The organism is Knoellia altitudinis (assembly GCF_042666355.1).
Taxonomy (GTDB): Bacteria; Actinomycetota; Actinomycetes; order Actinomycetales; family Dermatophilaceae; genus Knoellia; species Knoellia altitudinis.
Map to the genome: position 1 here is coordinate 1,215,827 of NZ_JBHTDK010000001.1, position 16,387 is coordinate 1,232,213.

Here is a 16,387-nt window from a genome sequence, read left to right on the forward strand (position 1 = left end):
ACGACTCAGGACTCGAAGCCGAGGGGCAGGTACTTGTCGACGTTCTCCTTGGTGACGACGGGTGCGTCGAGGACGATCCGGCGAGGCACCGCGACCTGGACGAGGTCGGCCATGCCCTTGTCCTGGGCGAGCAGTCGGGCCAGTCGGACACCGTCGGCAGCCTGGGTCGGCGGGTAGATGACGGTGGCGTCCATCTTGCCCTCCTTGATCCAGCGCATGGCGTTCGCGGAGCCGGCGCCGCCGATGAAGGCGAACTCCTTGCGGTTGGCGTTGTCGAAGGCGGCCATGACGCCGACACCCTGGTCGTCGTCGTGGTTCCAGATGACGTCGATCTTGGGTGCGGCCTGGAGCAGGTTCGCCGCGACGCTCTCGCCGGACGCGACCGTGAACTCGGCCGCCACCCGGTTGTCGACGGTCTGGTTGCAGGCCTTCAACGCGGCGGCGAAGCCCTTGCTGCGGTCCTGGGTCAGCGGGAGGGCGTCGATGCCGGCGATCTCGGCGATGACGGGGTTGGTGATCTTCTTGTCGGCGATGACCTTGCACGCGCGCGTTCCGGCACTGACACCCATGCCGTAGTTGTCGCCGAGCACGGTCGTGCGTGCCGCGAAGGGGCTGGAGAACTCACGGTCGACGTTGACGACGATGATGCCGGCCTGGGTGGCCTTCGTCGCGACCTCGGTGAGGGCGGCACCGTCGGTGGGGAGCAGGACGATCGCGTCGACCTTGTCGTTGATGAAGGTCTCGATCTGGGAGATCTGCAGGCTGGCGTCGTTGGTGCCCTCTGCCACGCGGAAGTCGACGTCGGTGTACTTCTTGGCCTCGGCCTGGGCGGAGTTGTTGATGGCGGCGAGCCAGCCGTGGTCGGCCGCGGGCCCGGAGAAGCCGATGGTGACCTTCTCGCCCGGCTTGGCGTTGTCGCCGACGGGGGCGGCAGTGCTGCTCGTGTCGTTGCTGGCCTCCGGGGTGTTGCTCGTGCACCCGGCGGCGACGAGTGCCACCACGCCGAGGGCTGCTGCGGTGCGGACGGACCGGGTGAGGGTGGGACGGGGAAGACTCATGTGGTGCTCTCCTGGGATGCGTTGCTCTGGATGAGTGGTGGGACGAGAGGGACGAGGGACGTGTGACGCCGTCGAGGGGCGCGGTCGAGGGCGGGTGCGATGGCTAGGGACTGGCCCGGCGAGAGGCCACTCGCTGCTGCAGCAGCACGGCGGCGACGATGATGACGCCCTTGGCCACGGCCTGCGTCGAGGTGTCGAGGTTGTTGAGCGTGAAGACGTTGGTGAGCGTCGCGAAGATGAGGACACCGAGGACCGTGCCGACGATCGTCCCGCGCCCTCCGCTGAGGAGGGTGCCGCCGATGACGACGGCGGCGATCGCGTCCAGCTCGAGCAGCTGCCCGTGCGTGGAGGTGCCCGTCGTGGTGCGAGCCATGTACATGACCGCCGCCAGTCCGCAGGCGAGACCGAGCAGCACATACAGGTATGCCGTCTGGCGCCGGACGTCGATCCCGGCCAGTCGCGCTGCCTCCGGGTTGCCTCCGATGGCCAGGGTGCGCCGCCCGAAGGTGGTGCGGTTGAGCAGGATCCAGCCGAGGACGGCGACGACCGCGAAGATGATGACGAGCACCGGGATCCCGAGGACGCTGCCGCCGAAGAAGTCGATGAAGCCCCGGTCGCGCACGATCTGGGTCCGGCGCTGGGCGATGATCTCGGCGAGTCCACGCGCAGCGGCCAGCATCGCCAGGGTCGCGATGAAGGGTGCGAGTCTGCCGTAGGCGATGAGCAGACCGTTGACGAGTCCGCACGCCGACCCCACGAGGAGAGCCGTCCCGACCATGAGGATCCAGTGGCTGTTCTCGGCCATGGTCTGGGTGGCCAGGGTCGTGGCCCAGACGGACGAGAGGGCGACGATGGCTCCGACCGACAGGTCGATCCCACCGCTTGCGATGACGAACGTCATCCCCACGCTCACGACGCCGATGATCGAGGCATATCGCAGGATGGTGAGGACGTTGTCGAAGCTGCCGAACCTCTCACCACCGGTCGCCACCCCGACGACGAAGAGCACCACGAGGGCGATGACCAGGCCGAGGCTGCGGGTGGCCGGGCTCGCGTAGAGGCGCGACAGCGCACTGGCTGACGAGCCCTGTGCCGCAGGGCTGCCCATCTCCTGGGTGCCCTCCGCCTCGGACCGATGACCTGGGGTCGTGGATGGGCTGTCGACGCTCATGCGGCGTCTCCTTTCAAGATGATGTCCAGCACGCGGTGTTCGTCGAGGTCCGCGGACGCAGCCTCGTGGAGCACCTGGCCGTCACCGATGACGAGGACCCGGTCGGCGAGACCGAGCACCTCCTCGATCTCGCTCGAGACCACGACGACGGCGACGCCGTCGTCCGCGAGTCGACGGACCAGGGCATAGATCTCGGACCGGGCGCCGATGTCGACGCCTCGGGTGGGCTCGTCGAGCAGCAGGACGCGGCACCCGCGCAGGAGCCAGCGGGCGAGCACGACCTTCTGCTGGTTGCCACCGGACAGCGTCCGCACCTCACGGGCGACGCCTGCCGGTCGCAGCTCGAGGCTGGTCGCGAGCTCCTGGGCGGCCCGGTGCTCTGCCGTGTGGTCGAGCCAGCCGGCCTTGGCGAAGCGGGCGAGCGTCGCCATGCTGATGTTGGAGGCGACGCTGTCACCGAGCACGAGCGCCTGGCTCTTGCGCTCCTCGGGGGCCAGGCCGATGCCGGCAGACACGGCCGCGCCGACCGACCCGGGACGCAACGCCCGGCCACCCACGGCGACCGTGCCCGCGTCGGCCTTGCGCGCCCCGAAGACCGTCTCGACGATCTCGGAGCGTCCGGCGCCGACCAGACCCGCGAGACCGAGGACCTCGCCCGGGCGGACGGTGAAGCTCACGTCGGCGAACTCACCGCGACGCGTCAGGCCGGTGACCTCGAGGAGGGGCTCGCCGTCCGGCACGACACCTCGGGTCGGGAAGACGTACTCGATCGAGCGACCCGTCATGAGCCGGATGACCTCCGACGTCGGGGTCTCCTTGGCCGACAGGCCCGTGGCCACGGTCCGACCGTCCTTGAGGACCGTCACGCGGTCGCCGATGACGCGGATCTCCTCGAGCCGGTGCGAGATGTAGACGACCGCCACGCCCTGGGCGGTGAGGTCACGGATGACGCCGAAGAGTCGCTCCACCTCGCCACCGTCGAGGACCGCTGAGGGTTCGTCCATGACGATGAGCCGGGCGTCGCGGGACAGCGCGCGAGCCATGCTCACGATCTGCTGACCGGCGGCGGAGAGCTGGCCCACCTCGGTGGAGGGCGAGATCTCGGGGTGGCCGAGTCGCTCGAGCAGTCCTGCCGTCTCGGCTCGCGCCGCCGACCGCTGGGAGAAGCCGAAGCGGGACCGCTCCTGGCCCAGGAAGATGTTCTCGGAGACCGTGAGGCCCTCGACGAGGTCGAGCTCCTGGTAGATGGTCGCGATGCCGCGGTCCATCGCGGCCTGCGGGTGGGCGAGCGTCACCTCCTCGCCGTTCCAGGTGATCGTGCCCTCGTCGGGCTGGTGGACGCCGGCGAGCACCTTGATGAGCGTCGACTTGCCCGCGCCGTTCTGCCCCAGGAGGCAGTGCACCTCCCCGGGGAGCACGTCGAGATCGACACCGCCGAGCGCGGTCACACCTGGGAATCGCTTGACGATTCCGGCCATCACCAGAAGAGGTGAGGCGCCATTGCCTCCGGTCATGTCGTGGACGCTATGGCTCTTTTGTCTGCGCGTCAAGCAAAAGTTGGTATGCCGTGATCTGCTTCCGTCCTCCCGTGGTCCGGAAGTGTCGGCCTGTGCTTCACTACGGAGCGTGAGTGGACCCGTCAGCCTTCCGACCCCCGGCGCCAACGGGACGTCCACGGCGCCTGCGGTCGGAGCACCCGGTGCAGGCGCCCTCCTCCAGCTCATGCGCGATGGTCAGCCGCGCACTCGCGCGGAACTCATCGAGATGACCGGACTTGCCCGCTCGACCGTGGGCGCACGAGTCGAATCCCTGCTCGCCGCAGGGCTGCTCACGTCAGCAGGCGAGTCGCGCTCGACCGGTGGACGTCCGCCGACTCGTCTGGCCTTCAACCCGGAGGCGGGCTTCGTCCTCGGCGCCGACCTGGGCGCCACCCACGTGACCGTCGCGCTCACCGATCTCGGTGGCCGGGTGGTCGCGGAGACCTCCGAAGCACTCGACATCCGTCAGGGACCCGAGGTGGTCCTCGATGCCGTCATCGAGATCGGCAAGCGGCTGCTGCGTTCCTCGGGGCACAGCAGACGCCAGCTCGTGGGCGTGGGGCTCGGCCTGCCCGGACCGGTGGAGCACTCCACCGGTCGCCCCGCATCGCCACCGATCATGCCGGGTTGGGACGGCTACGACGTGCCGGCGCACGTGTCCGCGAAGCTCGGCGGACCCGTCCTCGTCGACAACGACGTCAACATCATGGCGCTGGGCGAGCACGCGACCATCTATCCCACCGTCGAGCACCTCGTCTTCGTGAAGGTGGCGACGGGCATCGGCGCCGGCATCGTCAGCGGTGGCCTGCTCCACCGCGGAGCCCAGGGCTCGGCCGGGGACCTCGGTCACGTGGCGGCTCCCCACGGCGCGGGCATCATCTGCCGCTGCGGCAACGAGGGCTGCCTCGAGGCAGTGGCCAGCGGGCCGGCCATCGTCGCTCGCCTCGCGAAGCGCGGGGTGCAGGTCCAGGACAGTCGTGAGCTGCTCGACCTCGCGCGTTCCGGCAGCCCCGAGGCCATCGCGGAGCTGCGCCAGGCAGGCCGCGAGATCGGTGCGGTCCTGGCCTCGATCGTCAGCCTGCTCAACCCCTCGGTGATCGCCATTGGCGGCCTCCTCGCTCAGTCCAACGACGGGCTGCTCGCCGGGATCCGTGAGGTCGTCTACGGGCGCTCGCTCCCCCTCGCCACGGGCGAGCTCCAGATCGTCACGGCCCGCACCGGCGACCACGCCGGCGTCATCGGTGCAGCGACGATGGTCATCCAGCACGTGCTGTCGGCCGACGAGGTCGAGCGACACCTCGCCACCCTCGCCTCCTGACATGCGTATGCCGTCCGCTCACCTCGCGGGGTGAGCGGACGGCATACGCGTCTGGTCTCGTGCCTCAGAGGGCGACCGCAGCGGTCAGGCCGCGACCTCCTCGTCGTGCTCGTGGTGCGGGTGGATGTTGCCGGACTTGCCGGCGCTGCGCTTGCCGTTGATCGCCAAGGTGCTCTGCGCCAAGGTGATCGTGGCATGGGCGATGGCGTCACTGTTGATGTCGAGCGCCTCGGCATTGACGTTGTCGATGTCGTCGCCGACGGCGTGGTAGTTCACGTCGTAGGCAACGCCGGTCTGACCACCGAAGAGCGCCTGCTCGGCAGCGGTCTTGGGCTGCTCCGCACCGGTGAACAAGCCGGAGGACGGGACGCCGTTGAGGATGAACGCCTGGTAGTCCGAGCGTCCCGAGAACTCCGTGTCGACCCACGGCTGGCCGACCGAGTCGAAGTAGTCGGTGAGGACGTCCTCGGTCTCGATGGAGCCACCGGGGATCGGCACCCCGGCGGGTGCCGGGTAGGTCGACTGGTCGGCGTCGTAGACCCCGATCTTGTAGTTGGGCGAGCCGACCATGTCGAAGTTGAGGTAGGTCGCGATCCGGTCGAGCTCGGTCGGGTTGTTGGCCTTGAGGTCGTTGACGTAGTAGGTCGACCCGACGAGGCCGATCTCCTCGGCACCCCACCAAGCGAACCGGACCGCGTTGTTGAGCTTGTTGACGTCGGCGAGCTGGACGGCCGTCTCGAGGATGGCCGCCGAGCCACTGCCGTTGTCGTTGATGCCCGCGCCCTCCATCACGCCATCGAGGTGCGCACCGAGCATCACGACGTTGTCGGTGCGTCCGGTGTCGGTCTGGGCGATGAGGTTGAAGGTCTGGCGCTGCTCGATGTCGGAGGCGAAGACCCGGGCCACGGTGGTGCTGGGGTCGGAGAGGTCCACCCCGTCGAGGTAGCTGACTCCGGCGACCGGGATGTTGACGTCAAAGGTGCCCAGGGTGGGGTTGACCGGACCGTTGCGGTCCTCGGCGGTGGTGTTCCCCTGGTTGAAGATGATGACGGCGCTGGCGCCCGCAGCCTCGGCGTTGTCGGCCTTGAGCCCGAAGTCGCAGGCGCCGCGCTGGACCAGCGCGATGTTGCCGGCCGGGAATCCGGCGAAGTCGGTCGCCTGGCAGCCGGAGGTGCTGGCGTTGCCGAGCCCGAGCGCGATGTCGACGGCGGTCACCTGTGCGGTGACGTCGCCCTCGCCGGAGCCGGTCGCCGTGTTGGACACGTATTCGGTCGGGGTCGGCGAGATCTGCTCGACGACACCGGGCTCCTGGTAGTTGATGGTGAAGTTCTGCCGGGTGACGTCGTAGCCGGCGCCCTCGAGGACACCCTGGACGTAGGCGCCGGAGGCCTCGTAGCCGGAGGTCCCGGCGGCGCGGTTGCCGTCATTGGCGTCGGCGATGGCCTGGAACGCCTCGAGGTGGCGCATGACGCCGTCGACGGTGACGGCCTTGCGCAGCTTGGCCGAGTTGTTGGGGTTGCCCGCTTGGGCGGGGGCGACGCTGAGGGTGGTCAGCGTGAGCCCGGCCAGCGCCAGTCCGGCGATGGCAGTGCGACGGGGAGTTCGCATGGGTGGGTTCCTCCTGGTTACGACGGGTCTCGACGTTGAGGCCCGCATGGTGGATCGCACGCTAGTCCACGGCGGGCGCATCAGGCGATGGCCGTTTCGGGTGTTGACAAAAGCGCTCACCACTGAGCCGGCGACGCGACTCGTGCCGGCTCTCCCCGTACAGAGCCGTCCCACCGCGCCTCGTCCGGCTCGACGACCCTGTGACCACCAAGCGAACCCTCGACCTCGGGATGCTCCCGTCCGAGGACGCGACCTTCTGTGGAGGCCCTTCCACCCCAAGGCTTCGACTCCCGCGAACCCGATGGTCCAGGCAGGGTCACAAGCAGGGTTCAGGTCGTGCGCGTCACCTTGGACAGGCCGCGGGGGGCGTCCGGGTCCTCGTGGCGGGCGAGCGCCATGGCGTGGGCGAGTCGCTGCATGGGGATGATCTCGATGAGTGGGCTGAGCTCCTCAGCGACCCGCGGCAGGGCGATCGCCGGACGTTGACCGGCCGACTCTGCATCGCCGACCACGGTGAGGTCCGCGCCACGGTCGCGCAGCCGCTCGAGCACGGGGCCCAACGCCCGACCGGCCGTGCCGTGCGGGACCAGGGCCAGCACCGGTCGGTCGGTGTCGACCATGGCCAGTGGTCCGTGGAGGAGGTCTGCGCCGGAGAAGGCGTGCGCCGCGAGGTAGGACGTCTCCATGAGCTTGAGCGCGGCCTCCCGGGCCGTCGGGTAGGCATAGCCGCGGCCGGTGAGGACGAGCTTGTCGACGAACCGGTAGTGGCCCGCGACCTCCTCGACGCCGGACACGTGCACCGCCTCCTCGGCGGCCGCGACGAGGGCGTCGAGGTCGAGCTGGCGTCGACCACTCCACTCGTCGACGAGGAGCCACAGCGTGAGCAGCGTGGCGGTGTAGGTCTTCGTGGCCGCCACCGCGCGCTCGACCCCGGCCCGCACGTCGAGGTGGAGCTCGGCGGTAGCAGCCAGCGGGGACTCGGCGTTGTTGGTCACGGCGAGGGTGAGCGCCCCGGCACGGCCTGCCGCGCGGGTGGACTCGAGCAGGTCGGGCGAACCGCCGGACTGGCTCACCGCGACCCACAGCACGTCACGCAGGTCGGGCTCGGCGCCGTAGGCAGTGGTCGTCGAGGGCGAGGCCAGGCCGCACGGGAGGCCGAGGACGATCTCGACGAGGTACTTGAAGTAGAGCGCGGCGTGGTCGCTCGTCCCCCGTGCTGCGACCATGACGAAGCGCGGGCGGGCCTCGCGGATGCGACCGGCAACAGCCTCGACGTCACCGACGCCCTGGGTCACGACGCGGCCGAGGACCGCCGGCTGTTCGGCGATCTCCGCGGCCATGAGTGCGCCGGGGAGAGGTGCGGCGGGAGGGTGTTCGAGTGTCATGAGGTCTCCTCGTCGATGGCAGACGTGGCGGCGACCGCCGACACGGACCAACACAGCCGAACCCTGCCAGAGCCACCGACGGTGACGTCGTGCGCATCCGACGGGTGGCCCCAGAGCCACGCCACCCACGCAGGTGGGCGGACGGCATACCGGCTCGTCGTCCACAGGTCACAGTGCGCTCACGACGCGAGAGGCGACGCGCTTTGGCAGGCGCCGCCCCATACAGTGGCGGGCGTGATCTTCAAGGCCGTCGGCGACACGCGTCCGTACCCCGAGCACGGGTACAGCACGCGGCAGTGGTCCAACGTGCCCCCGCGACTCGTCCGCCTCGACGACCTCGTCACGACCAAGCGCACCCTCGACCTCGGCATGCTCCTGTCCGAGGACTCGACGTTCTATGGCGACCTCTTCGCCCACGTCGTCGAGTTCGAGGGGACGCTTTATCTCGAGGACGGGCTCCACCGGGCGCTGCGCGCCGCACTGCACCAGCGACCGACGCTGCACGCGCGCGTCCTCGTCATCGAGTAGCACCAGATGCCCGACCGCGAACTCCCCGCAGAGCTGCGCCACCGGCAGCAGCACCGCCGTGCGACGACGACCATCCTCGTCGTCATCCTCATGCTGTTCTTCGCCTTCTGGTACGCCTACTCCTACTACCGCGAGTCCACCGGCGTCGCCGCCCCGACCCAGAGCGCGCAGACGTGTCGGCCCTTCGACCCCAAGGTCGCGACACCGGCCAACACGACGGTCAACGTCTACAACGCCACGACGAGGGCCGGCCTCGCGGCCCGGACCGCCGCCGACCTCAGGCGACGTGGTTTCACCGTCGGCAAGGTGGCCAACGACCCCTTGGGACGCAAGGTCGCCGCACCGGCCGAGATCCGTTTCGGACCAGCGGGCAGGTCCCGCTCCGCCCTCGTCGTCCCGCTCGGCGGCAAGGGGACGACCCAGCTCGCCGACGCCCGCAAGGACGCCAGCGTCGACCTCGTCCTCGGCGCCAAGTTCACCGCACTCGGCGCCGCACCCAAGCCCACGGGCAAGCCGATGTGCCCCTCGCCGAGCACGTCCCCCTCGGCCACCGCATCGGCGGGTTGACCGTGCCGACCAAGCCGCTGATCGAGCTGACCCCTGACCTGTCGACGACGCAGGCACTCGACGTCATCGTGCGGGCCTGCGGGCAACAGGTCCTCGACCGGGTCGACCCCGTGCTGACCACGCGCGACGCGCGCTCCCTGCACGAGATGCGGGTCGCCCTCCGTCGGCTGCGCGCGGCGTTCTCGCTGCTGCGCCGGCCTCTCGGCGACGGCGAGAAGCTCGCCTGGGTGAGCACCGAGACCCGCGACCTCGCCGCGCCGCTCGGCCGGGCACGCGACATCGACGTGGCCGTGCGTGACCACCTCGAGCGACTCACGGGCAGCCCGCACCGCAAGCTCCTCGCGCTGCGCGAGGACGCCTATGACGAGGTCGTCGACGTCGTCGGATCGGATCGATGGCGCGACCTCAGCACCCACATGGACCGCTTCCTCAAGCGCCTCCACGACGAGGTCCCGGTCGACCCACCCGTGACCGAGGCCGCCAACGAGGCCCTCGACCGCCGCTTCCGGCGCGTCACCGAGCGCGGGGCGCGCCTCGGGCGTTCGAAACCGGCGGAGCGGCACCGCGTGCGCATCGACGCCAAGAAGCTCCGCTACGGGTCCCAGTTCTTCGCCGGCCTGTATGCCGTGCCCTCCGGTCCCGACGCCCCGTCCACCTCGGCGGTGGTGGACTTCACCCGCTCCGTCGCCACCCTGCAGGACTCGCTCGGGGAGCTGCGCGACATCCAGACGACGCGCCACCTCCTCGAGTCCGTGGGTGCGACCGTGCCGGACGTCGACACCAAACCCCTGCTCGACCGGGCCATCGCCTCGCACGCCGACATCGTGTCGCGCGGTCCGTTCTGGACCGCGCCGCCACGATGAGGTTGGTCTCCCCCACCGGGCCGGTTCGAGCTGCTGCTGCCTTCCTCGCCACCCGGGTCCTCCTGAGCCTGCTCGTGCTGCTCATCGCCGCGGTCACCGCCCAGGGTGGCGTCGACCACGAGTGGGCCACCGGCACGTGGTGGCTGGACCGCTTCTCTGCCTGGGACAGCTACCACTTCGTGCGCATCGCGACCCTGGGCTACCTGCCGCCGGGGCTCGACTGCTGCGACCAGGCCTACTTCCCCGGCTACCCCCTCCTCATGGCCGGCCTCGCCCCGCTCACCGGGGGCAGCGTCACGGGCGCCGGCCTGCTCGTCAGCCTCGTCGCGGGTGCCCTCGCAGCCGGGCTCCTCTGGCTGCTCGTGGCCGAGGACCCGCGCGGCGGCCGACTCGCGGCCCGTCGCGCCGTCACCCTGCTCGCGCTCGCGCCGACCGGCTTCTTCTTCGTCGCCGTCTACACCGAGGCCCTCTTCCTCGCGCTCGCCCTCGGCGCCTGGCTGCTCGCGACCCGGCGGCGGTGGTGGCTGGCCGGGCTGCTCGCCGCCCTCGCCTCCGGAGTCCGGGTCAACGGCCTCTTCCTCGCCGCGGCGCTCGCCGTCCTCTATGCCGTGCAGTGGCACCACGACGGCCGGCCGCGCCCTCGGTGGGACGTGCTCGCCCTGGGGCTGCCGGCTGTGAGCGTCGGGGCCTACATGGCGCATCTCCACTCGCGCACCGGCTCCTGGGACGCCTGGCGCGAGGCAGAGGAGCGCGGCTGGGACCGGGCGACCGCCTGGCCGTGGGAGGGCCTGGCGAGCGCGTGGCGGTCGCTGCTCGACAGCCCCGACGCGTGGCTCGCCGCCAGCCGGGCCGCCGACATCGGGGCGGTCCTCATCGGGGTGGCGCTGTGCGTTCTCCTTGCGAGACAGCGCCGCTGGCCCGAGCTCACCTATCTCTCCCTCACCGTCGGCGTCGTCCTCTGCTCGACCCTGTGGGTGTCCACGCCCCGCTACGCACTCACCTGGTTCCCCGCCTACCTGGCCCTCGTCACGATGCCTGACACGACGGCCTACCGGCGCACGTATGCCGTCGTGCTGGGACTGTCGGCCCTTCTCCTCGTGGGTGCCACGTGGGCCGCCGCGACCCGACACTGGGTGGCCTGAGACGGAGGCAAGGCACCGGCATACAGGTGCATGAGTCACAATCTGTCGACATCGATCGATCTTCAGGAGTGTGTCGTGGCCCCGTCCGGCAGTGGCAGCAAGAAGGCGCGCGCGAGCCAGCGCAACGCCTCCGACCGTGTTTCGCAGATGCGCAAGGAGCAGCAGAAGAAGGACCGTCGTCGGCTCCTCGCGATCTGGGGGGCTGCGGGGGTGACCGTCGCGATCATCATCGGAGCGGTGACGTTCGCGATCATCCAGGGCAACGCCAACAAGCCGGACCTGGCGGCCGTGAAGTCGTTCGAGTACGACGCGGGAGCGCACACGCAGGAGCCGGTGGCCTACAAGGAGTCCCCGCCAGTCGGCGGCGAGCACAACCCCGTGTGGCTCAACTGTGGCGTCTACGACTCGCCGGTGCCCAAGGAGAACGCGGTCCACTCGATGGAGCACGGCGCGGTGTGGATCACCTACCAACCCGGCCTGCCCGCGGCCGACATCGACAAGCTCAAGGACGTCACCCCCGACACGTATGCCGTCCTGTCGCCCTACGAGGGCCTGACCTCACCCGTCGTCATCTCGGCCTGGGGCAAGCAGCTCGCCCTCACCGGCGCCGACGACAACCGCCTCGAGGCCTTCATCAAGGAGTACCGCCAGGGTCCGCAGACGCCGGAGCCCGGCGCCCTGTGCACCGGTGGCACCGACGGGACCGACGAGAACGCCACCCCGCAGACGCCTGCTGGTGCGACGCCCACTCCGTCGACCTCGCCCTCCGCGTCCACCCCGGCCTCGCCGTCCGCGACGCCCTCGCCGTCGGCATCGTGACCGACGCCCCACACGAGGACCCGACGACCTCTCCCCGCTCACGGGGCGAGGTCGTCGGTCTCTCGGTGCTCGCCGTCGTCGGGTCACTGCTCGCCGGGCTGGTGCTCGGGTGGGCGCTGTTCGGTCGGGACGGGTTCCCGCTGGACGGCTCGGCCGAGGCCGGGTTCGCGCGCGACATGCAGACCCACCACGGGCAGGCGGTGGAGATGTCGCTGCTCGTCAACGACCGGTCCACGGATCCGACGGTTCGGATCATGGCCAAGGACATCGCCACCAGCCAGCAGAACCAGTCGGGCCAGATGTTTGCCTGGCTGCAGCTGTGGGGCCTCTCCCCCACCGGGTCCCAGCCCGCGATGGCGTGGATGGAGGGCGACCACCACGGGGCGACGTCCGCCTCGGGTGACGCCGTGGCCATGCCCGGCATGGCGACGGCGGAGGACATCGCGAACCTCACCGCCGCCCGAGGGGTCGATGCCGACCGCATCTTCCTGTCGTTGATGATCGAGCACCACCGGGGCGGGGTCGAGATGGCCGACGCCGTTCTCGCGAGGTCGGATCGGGCGGAGGTCGTGACGCTGGCGCGGTCGATGAAGCTGGCGCAGAGCTCGGAGATCACGACGATGCAGCAGATGCTCGACGCCAAGCCCTGACCCCTTTCCCGCCGGAAGTGGGTTTCTCTCACCTCGCTTGACGGCGGCGGTCAGGCGGAGTGAGAGGTGTGCGCGAACCCCTGCTGCGCGGGGCAGCCGATTTCGCTCCCACGGGCACGTTGCGTATTGTGCTCCGCGGTGGTGTGTCCGAGCGGCCTAAGGAGCACGCCTCGAAAGCGTGTGTGGGTGCAAGCCCACCGTGGGTTCAAATCCCACCGCCACCGCCAGACGAAAAGCCCCGAGCTCGCTCGGGGCTTTTCCCTTGTCCGGCGCGGGTTGACAAGCATGGTGCGCAGCACACGTTGCTCCCCATCGTTCGTCACGCTCGCTCGACAGCGCTGAGCACCCTTTGCCGCGCAGGGCCCGCGCAGCACAGGGGTCCGGGCATGGAACAGCCCGTGGGCCTGTCGTCCGACACGAGGTCGGCGCGACGCGTGCAGGGGACGACCTGCACGACCCACGGGCTGCGGTGAACTGCTGGGGATTGCGCCGGGCGGCGCTCCTCGAGCAGTCGAGGTGCGCTAGCGCGCAGTCACCTCACGCGTCCAATGAGAAATCACTTCTTGGACCACCTCCCTTCCGTGTACCTCCACGCTAAGTCTGGAGGTTCTCTCGCGCAACGTCTTTTGACCAGAGACTCAGGGCTGGGCGATCAGGGCGGGTCGGGCCCGGAGGATCTCCGGCCCGTCCCAGGGGCATCCGCAGGACCCGCGGAAGACGACGCGGGTGGGGAGGATCTGCGGCTCCACCTGGCGGGTGCGGCCCTGGATGCGCTCGTGCAGGCGGATCGCGGCCCACCGGCCGAGCTCGTGCGTCGGCTGCCTGACCGTCGTCAGGCCGGGGCTGACGTAGCGCGACGTCATGATGTCGTCGAAGCCGACGATGGCGAGGTCGTCCGGGACGGTGACCCCGCGCCTGGCCAGGAGGGTCATCGTCGCGAGCGCGAGCTCGTCGTTCGCGCACACGAGCGCGTCGACCTGGCCTGGGGCGGCCATGAGCTCGTCGACGATCTCCGGCGCCGAGGACTCCTGGAACCACACGCTCATCGGCGCCCGCGCCTCGCGCAACCCGGCCGTCTCGAGGGCACCCGCGAATCCGGCATACCGCTCCCGGATGTCGTGGGAGGTCTCCGGGTCGCCGACGAAGACGAGCCGGCGGCGACCGTGCTCGAGGAGGTGGGTCGTGAGGGTGGCCGCGCTCTCCCGGTTCTCGACGACGACGGTGTCGCAGCCCTCGATCGGTGAGTGCGCGAGGACCACGGTGGGAATGGAGCGGGCCATTGTGCGGGTCAGCCCGTCAGCGGCGGTGCCGTGGGTGAGGGCCAGCCCGTCGACCCTGGCCAGCAGCGTCCGCAGCGTGGAGTTGAGGTCGACCAGGTCCGCGGTGAGCACGACGACGACCGACTGGCCGTACTGCGACGCGGTCGACTCGTATCCCGCGAGCAGCTCGGCGAAGTACTGCCCGGTGAGCCCGGGCAGGACCAGGCCGTGGGCCTCGTGGCGGCTCACGTCGAGGGTGCGGGCGGCCCGCAGCGGCACGTAGTCGAGCTCCTCCACGGCGCGCAGGACCTTCTGCCGGGTGACGGGCGAGGACCGCGCCGACCCCTGCAGCACGCGCGAGACGGTGGCGATGCTGACACCCGCCCGGTCGGCGACGGTGTAGATCGTGACGGGGCGGTCGCCGTCGCTCGAGCTCACCGCGGCGCCTCGTCCATGACGTGCATCCTTGCCGCCGCCGTGGCGACAGACAAGCGTGGGGCCGACGACGCCGTCCGCGTCGCCTTCGTCGCGAGCCTGTCCGGTATGCCGTCCGCCCGCCTCAGGCGGGAGCCGTCTCCTTCCCGAACGGGTTGGGGATGGCGTCGAGGAGGGTGCGCGTGTAGGCGTCCGACGGGTTGCGGATGACCTCGAGCGCCCGGCCCCGCTCGACCACCCTCCCCTCGGACAGGACGAGGATCTCGTCGGCGAGCAGCCGTGCGCTGAGCAGGTCGTGGGTGATGTAGAGGACGCCGAGGTCGTGGCTGGTGACCAGCTCCTGGAGGAGCTCGAGGATCTCGGCACGGATCGACACGTCGAGGCTGGAGATCGGCTCGTCGGCCACGATGAGCTCGGGGTTGGCGGCCAGTGCCCGGGCGATCACCACGCGCTGCCGCTGGCCACCGGAGAGCTCATGGGGGTAGCGGTCGAGGAACCTGTTGCTCGGCGTGAGTGCCACCGTCTCGAGCAGCTCACCGGCGACCGTGTCGGCCTCCTTCGCGCCCAGCCCGCGGTGGTTCCGCAGCGGGCGACTGAGGGTGTAGCGGAGCGTGAGCGCCGGGTTGAGCGAGCTGTAGGGGTCCTGGAAGACCATCTGCACGTGCTTGCGGTACTGACGCAGGTCGCGGGTGCGAAGCGTCTCCACCCTGACGACGCCGTCGGAGCCGGTGAAGCGGATCTGCCCCGACGTCGGACGGTCGACCCCGGTGATCATCCGGGCCAGTGTGGTCTTGCCGCTGCCGCTCTGTCCGACGAGGGCCGTGACCTCGCCCTTGCGGAGCTGGAAGGACACGTCGTCGACCGCCTGGGTGCTCTCCTTGCGGAAACCGCGCCGGCGTTCGAAGACCTTGCTCACGCCCTCGACCTCGAGGAAGACCTCACCGCGTAGGGCACGCTCGCTGTCCTCGGCCGTCTTGACGAACGTGGGACCAGCGAAGACGCGGGTGTGCTCGGGCAGGTCGGCAGGGCGGTCCTCGGCGGCACCGAGCTGGAGGTGGGCGACGTGGCACGCCACCTCTCCGCCGGCCAGCGGCAGCAGCTTCGGGTCCTGGGTCGCGCACCGTTCGATGGCCTCCGGACAGCGGTCCGTGAAGCGGCATCCCGTGAGGGTCCGGGTGAGGTCCGGCGGGCGCCCGGGGATGTAGGTCACCCGGACGGTGTCGGCCCGCGGGTCGCTGTAGGAGCCGAGCAGCCCCTTGGAGTAGGGATGCAGCGGGTTCGCGACGAGCGCGGCCGCGGGCTGCTGCTCGACGATCTCACCGGCATACATGACGAGGATGCGGTCGGAGAGCTCCATGACGGTCCCGATGTCATGGCTGATGAAGAGCACCGCGAAGCCCTGCTCCTTCTGGAGGCGGCGGACGGCGTCGAGGATCGAGCGCTGCACGACGACGTCCAGACCCGTGGTCGGCTCGTCGAGCAGGACGAATCTGGGGCGGTTCGCCAGCGCGAGGGCGAGGTTGACCCGCTGCTTCATGCCGCCGGAGAGCTCGTGCGGGAAGGCGCTCATGAACTGCGGCTCGATCATCACCATGTCGAACAGCTCGCGCACCCGTTCGGTGACGGCGTTCCCGCGCAGATCGCTGTGCTCCTCGATGACGTCCCGGAACTGCGCCTCGACCCGCATGACCGGGTTGAGCGAGTTCATGCTGCTCTGGAAGACGGTGGCGATGTCCCGCCAACGGCGGGCGCGCAGGTCCTCGTCGGACATGCTCGCGAGGTCGACCCCGTCGATCTCGATGGTGCCCCCGCTGACGCGACCGGGCTTGGCCAGCAACGCCAGCAGCGCCATTGCCAGCGTGGACTTGCCGCTGCCCGACTCACCGATGAGCCCGACGAACTCGCCCTCGTGGAGGTCGAAGCTCACGGTGTCGACGGCGGTGAGGGCCGGAGACATCTTGGGCTCGAACCGCACGCTCAGGTCGCGAACCCGGAGCAGCGGGGCGTCCGTCGTCGTCCTCAGCGAGGTGGAGGTGGTCGTCACGG

At 70.2% G+C, this 16,387-nt stretch carries 14 protein-coding genes, 1 tRNA gene and 1 pseudogene; 9 read left to right on the top strand and 7 right to left on the bottom strand.

The genetic code is table 11. The features are described from left to right. Nucleotides 1-5: 5 nt before the first annotated feature. From ACFQW8_RS05745 to ACFQW8_RS05755, 3 genes are all read right to left on the bottom strand, one after another. Entirely contained in the window at nucleotides 6-1,058 is a 1,053-nt protein-coding gene (locus tag ACFQW8_RS05745) for a substrate-binding domain-containing protein (protein WP_380086009.1), read from the bottom strand. Between the two features lie 103 nt (nucleotides 1,059-1,161). Further along, complete coding sequence (locus ACFQW8_RS05750; RefSeq protein ID WP_380086010.1) at nucleotides 1,162-2,229, bottom strand: ABC transporter permease; 1,068 nt, start codon at nucleotides 2,227-2,229, stop codon at nucleotides 1,162-1,164. Then, complete coding sequence (locus ACFQW8_RS05755) at nucleotides 2,226-3,743, bottom strand: sugar ABC transporter ATP-binding protein (RefSeq protein WP_380086011.1); 1,518 nt, start codon at nucleotides 3,741-3,743, stop codon at nucleotides 2,226-2,228. Before ACFQW8_RS05755 ends, ACFQW8_RS05750 begins: the two co-directional genes overlap by 4 nt. A gap of 112 nt (nucleotides 3,744-3,855) precedes the next feature. Between ACFQW8_RS05755 and ACFQW8_RS05760 the strand changes: the two genes are divergently transcribed. Further along, on the top strand, nucleotides 3,856-5,085 hold the full coding sequence (locus tag ACFQW8_RS05760; RefSeq protein ID WP_380086012.1) for an ROK family transcriptional regulator: 1,230 nt from the start codon (nucleotides 3,856-3,858) through the stop codon (nucleotides 5,083-5,085). 84 nt (nucleotides 5,086-5,169) lie between these two features. On the opposite strand, the gene ACFQW8_RS05765 is transcribed toward ACFQW8_RS05760, so the two are convergent. Further along, complete coding sequence (locus ACFQW8_RS05765) at nucleotides 5,170-6,693, bottom strand: M20/M25/M40 family metallo-hydrolase (protein ID WP_380086013.1); 1,524 nt, start codon at nucleotides 6,691-6,693, stop codon at nucleotides 5,170-5,172. Nucleotides 6,694-6,860: 167 nt separating this feature from the next. Between ACFQW8_RS05765 and ACFQW8_RS05770 the strand changes: the two are divergent. Beyond that, nucleotides 6,861-6,956, top strand: a pseudogene (locus tag ACFQW8_RS05770) (type II toxin-antitoxin system VapB family antitoxin); the annotation flags it as partial. Between the two features lie 66 nt (nucleotides 6,957-7,022). Here the strand turns inward: ACFQW8_RS05770 and ACFQW8_RS05775 are convergent. Then, nucleotides 7,023-8,078: an SIS domain-containing protein gene (locus ACFQW8_RS05775; RefSeq protein WP_380086014.1), complete on the bottom strand. Its 1,056-nt coding sequence runs from the start codon at nucleotides 8,076-8,078 to the stop codon at nucleotides 7,023-7,025. Between the two features lie 234 nt (nucleotides 8,079-8,312). On the opposite strand from ACFQW8_RS05775, the gene ACFQW8_RS05780 reads away from it, so the two are divergent. The 7 genes from ACFQW8_RS05780 to ACFQW8_RS05810 all read left to right on the top strand — a co-directional run bounded on the left by ACFQW8_RS05780 (nucleotide 8,313) and on the right by ACFQW8_RS05810 (nucleotide 12,874). Next, nucleotides 8,313-8,606 carry a type II toxin-antitoxin system VapB family antitoxin gene (locus ACFQW8_RS05780; RefSeq protein ID WP_009776380.1) on the top strand — a complete coding sequence of 98 codons (294 nt, stop codon included), beginning with the start codon at nucleotides 8,313-8,315 and terminating at the stop codon, nucleotides 8,604-8,606. A gap of 6 nt (nucleotides 8,607-8,612) precedes the next feature. Next, nucleotides 8,613-9,173 carry a LytR C-terminal domain-containing protein gene (locus ACFQW8_RS05785; protein ID WP_380086015.1) on the top strand — a complete coding sequence of 187 codons (561 nt, stop codon included), beginning with the start codon at nucleotides 8,613-8,615 and terminating at the stop codon, nucleotides 9,171-9,173. Continuing rightward, complete coding sequence (locus ACFQW8_RS05790; protein ID WP_380086016.1) at nucleotides 9,125-10,036, top strand: CHAD domain-containing protein; 912 nt, start codon at nucleotides 9,125-9,127, stop codon at nucleotides 10,034-10,036. The genes ACFQW8_RS05785 and ACFQW8_RS05790 overlap by 49 nt, the downstream gene beginning before the upstream one ends. A 2-nt stretch (nucleotides 10,037-10,038) precedes the next feature. Further along, a complete protein-coding gene (locus ACFQW8_RS05795) occupies nucleotides 10,039-11,178 on the top strand; it encodes a mannosyltransferase family protein (RefSeq protein ID WP_380086017.1) in 1,140 nt (379 codons plus the stop codon). Nucleotides 11,179-11,253: 75 nt separating this feature from the next. Then, complete coding sequence (locus ACFQW8_RS05800) at nucleotides 11,254-11,997, top strand: DUF3105 domain-containing protein (RefSeq protein ID WP_380086018.1); 744 nt, start codon at nucleotides 11,254-11,256, stop codon at nucleotides 11,995-11,997. Next, nucleotides 11,994-12,647: a DUF305 domain-containing protein gene (locus ACFQW8_RS05805; RefSeq protein WP_380086019.1), complete on the top strand. Its 654-nt coding sequence runs from the start codon at nucleotides 11,994-11,996 to the stop codon at nucleotides 12,645-12,647. The genes ACFQW8_RS05800 and ACFQW8_RS05805 overlap by 4 nt, the downstream gene beginning before the upstream one ends. A gap of 137 nt (nucleotides 12,648-12,784) precedes the next feature. Next, nucleotides 12,785-12,874, top strand: a tRNA-Ser gene (locus tag ACFQW8_RS05810). Nucleotides 12,875-13,285: 411 nt separating this feature from the next. Here ACFQW8_RS05810 and ACFQW8_RS05815 read toward each other — a convergent pair. Both ACFQW8_RS05815 and ACFQW8_RS05820 read right to left on the bottom strand, forming a co-directional pair. Continuing rightward, nucleotides 13,286-14,344, bottom strand: a complete 1,059-nt coding sequence (locus tag ACFQW8_RS05815; protein WP_380086020.1) for a LacI family DNA-binding transcriptional regulator — start codon at nucleotides 14,342-14,344, stop codon at nucleotides 13,286-13,288. Between the two features lie 121 nt (nucleotides 14,345-14,465). After that, complete coding sequence (locus tag ACFQW8_RS05820; RefSeq protein ID WP_380086022.1) at nucleotides 14,466-16,385, bottom strand: ABC transporter ATP-binding protein; 1,920 nt, start codon at nucleotides 16,383-16,385, stop codon at nucleotides 14,466-14,468. Between the last annotated feature and the right edge of the window lie 2 nt (nucleotides 16,386-16,387).

What these genes read in the sequence shown, in the direction of transcription:
- ACFQW8_RS05745 (WP_380086009.1), bottom strand. Translation starts at nt 1,058, where the DNA reads ATGAGTCTTCCCCGTCCCACCCTCACCCGGTCCGTCCGCACCGCAGCA.
- ACFQW8_RS05750 (WP_380086010.1), bottom strand. Translation starts at nt 2,229, where the DNA reads ATGAGCGTCGACAGCCCATCCACGACCCCAGGTCATCGGTCCGAGGCG.
- ACFQW8_RS05755 (WP_380086011.1), bottom strand. Translation starts at nt 3,743, where the DNA reads ATGACCGGAGGCAATGGCGCCTCACCTCTTCTGGTGATGGCCGGAATC.
- ACFQW8_RS05765 (WP_380086013.1), bottom strand. Translation starts at nt 6,693, where the DNA reads ATGCGAACTCCCCGTCGCACTGCCATCGCCGGACTGGCGCTGGCCGGG.
- ACFQW8_RS05775 (WP_380086014.1), bottom strand. Translation starts at nt 8,078, where the DNA reads ATGACACTCGAACACCCTCCCGCCGCACCTCTCCCCGGCGCACTCATG.
- ACFQW8_RS05785 (WP_380086015.1), top strand. Translation starts at nt 8,613, where the DNA reads ATGCCCGACCGCGAACTCCCCGCAGAGCTGCGCCACCGGCAGCAGCAC.